This is a genomic window from Terriglobus sp. YAF25, assembly GCF_052113305.1.
Lineage (GTDB): Bacteria > Acidobacteriota > Terriglobia > Terriglobales > Acidobacteriaceae > Terriglobus.
In genome coordinates this window covers 1-1936 of sequence record NZ_JBFRCY010000966.1, presented here as the reverse complement: position 1 = coordinate 1936, position 1936 = coordinate 1, and the positions used below count along the sequence as shown (strand labels likewise).

At 58.7% G+C, this 1936-nt stretch carries 3 protein-coding genes; 2 read left to right on the top strand and 1 reads right to left on the bottom strand.

The genetic code is table 11. From position 1 onward, the window contains the following. Positions 1 to 28: 28 nt before the first annotated feature. Positions 29 to 397 (bottom strand): hypothetical protein, encoded by a 369-nt coding sequence (locus tag AB4043_RS25650; RefSeq protein ID WP_442303260.1) that lies wholly within the window; start codon positions 395 to 397, stop codon positions 29 to 31. A gap of 94 nt (positions 398 to 491) precedes the next feature. Between AB4043_RS25650 and purQ the strand changes: the two genes are divergently transcribed. Together purQ and AB4043_RS25640 are read left to right on the top strand one after the other, a co-directional pair. Beyond that, the gene (purQ, locus tag AB4043_RS25645) at positions 492 to 1061 is read left to right on the top strand and encodes a phosphoribosylformylglycinamidine synthase subunit PurQ (protein ID WP_442308538.1); all 570 of its coding nucleotides are present in this window, start codon (positions 492 to 494) and stop codon (positions 1059 to 1061) included. Next, positions 970 to 1521 (top strand): tyrosine-protein phosphatase, encoded by a 552-nt coding sequence (locus AB4043_RS25640; RefSeq protein WP_442308539.1) that lies wholly within the window; start codon positions 970 to 972, stop codon positions 1519 to 1521. Before purQ ends, AB4043_RS25640 begins: the two co-directional genes overlap by 92 nt. The last annotated feature ends 415 nt before the right edge of the window (positions 1522 to 1936 follow it).

Here is a 1936-nt window from a genome sequence, read left to right as displayed (position 1 = left end):
CAGGCACATGGAAGCTCTGGAAGAGTTGTCACTGCTTTGCCCCTAGCAGCCGCTTGAGTGGCTGCAGCGGCGCCAGGGGTGTGAACTGGAGATCGACAAGGCCGGCCTTATCCAGGGGCAGCGCGCCCATGATGCCCTTGGCATCGTCCACACTGGTGGCATTCAGCAGAAAGACGACGCCGGTGCCATCGGCACGCGAATACCACTGCAGGATCTTGCCGTCGAGATAAGCCTGGACGGTATCCATCACCTCCTGCTGCATGACGGGCGCCACCTTCGACCGCATCTCCGGCTTAACGGTGAGGCTCACCAGAACGCAGGTGGGTTTCATGGGTGTCTGGGAATGCACGCTTCCCCAACCGGCAAGAAGCAGGACGACGAGAAGAAATTTGCGCATGATGACTCCTGTGACATGAAGTTGTATATACAACTTATAGCCGCACACCTTCCTCTTCTGCAAAGAAATTCTCCGAAACGGCTACAATCAAGCCATGAAGTTTGGTGTCCTCGTCTTCCCCGGATCCAACTGCGACCACGATACCTACAACGTGCTCGACACCGTCGCGCATCAGCCGGTCACCTTCCTGTGGCATGAGTCGACCGATCTGCAGGGCTGCGATGCCATCCTTGTGCCGGGGGGCTTCGCTTATGGCGACTACCTCCGCACCGGAGCCATCGCCCACTTCGCCCCAGTGATGGGCGCCGTGAAGAAGTTCGCGGCGAACGGCGGGCTGGTGATGGGCATCTGCAACGGCTTCCAGATTCTGACCGAGAGCGGTCTGCTGCCAGGCGCACTGATGCGCAACGCCGGCCTGAAGTACATCTGCAAACAGGTTCACCTGCGGACAGAGACGACCGACTCCCCGTTTACCGCTTCCCTCTCCCAGGGAGAGGTGTTACAGATGCCGGTCGGCCACATGGAAGGCAATTACTTTTGCGATGAGGCCACGCTGGCTCAGCTTCTTCCACATGACGTACGACAACATCGAAGACGCCAAGGTGAATCCTGCCAAATACAGCATCAATGGCAACGGATATCTCCTGGTGGAGCTTCCCGATGAAGGCATTCCCGTCGGTCTGACCGAGACCTTCTACCAGCTCCAGCTCGCCGGCCTGACGCCGATCCTTACACACCCGGAGCGCAACGCCACGCTACAGCGCAACCCGGACCGGATGAAGAACTGGATCCGCGGGGGCCTTCTGGTCCAGGTCACGGCAGGTTCCGTGATCGGCCGCTTCGGCCGCCTGGCGCAGGCCCTGGCCTCCCGCATGCTTGCGGATCACTGGGTTCATATCATCGCGACGGACGCACATAACGTCTCCAGCCGCCCGCCAAAGATGCGTCAGGCAACTGATGCCATTGAGGAGATGTACGGCGCTGAGACTGCCCGCCGCCTCTGCATCGAGAACCCAAGGCGCATCTTCTACGGAAAGCCGTTGGGAGAGCAGCCGGAACCAATCGGCATCTATGGGGATCTGCAGCCGAAGAAGTCCTGGTTCGATAAACTGCTCCGCCGCTAGAACGCTGATTTGGTCACCAAACTGGGTGCCCCATCCATTGCGTACCGGGGTCCCCGGCGAACCTGTTCGCTGGGGTGAATAGCAATGGGTGGGATGTTCGAGCGCAGATCGAATTGGTTTGATCTCCGGGTCCGCTTCGACATGACGGACGAAAGGCGGTCCGAGCATAGCTCGAATTTTCCACTCACGCTTCGGGTGACCACCCCAGCGAACAAGTTCGCCGGGAACCCCACCCTTCGCGATAAAGCTGCGAAGAATGGGGCAACGAGAGTATCGGCTCGACCGAATTTTTCGATCCAACTAGCAACCAGGAACCAGCAACTAGAGCAGTTCTCCTAAAGGTGTAGAGCGAAGCGTTTGCAGTTTGCGCCGTTTTCCTTCGAAGAAAACGGCATTCGCAGATTTCTCCAACACC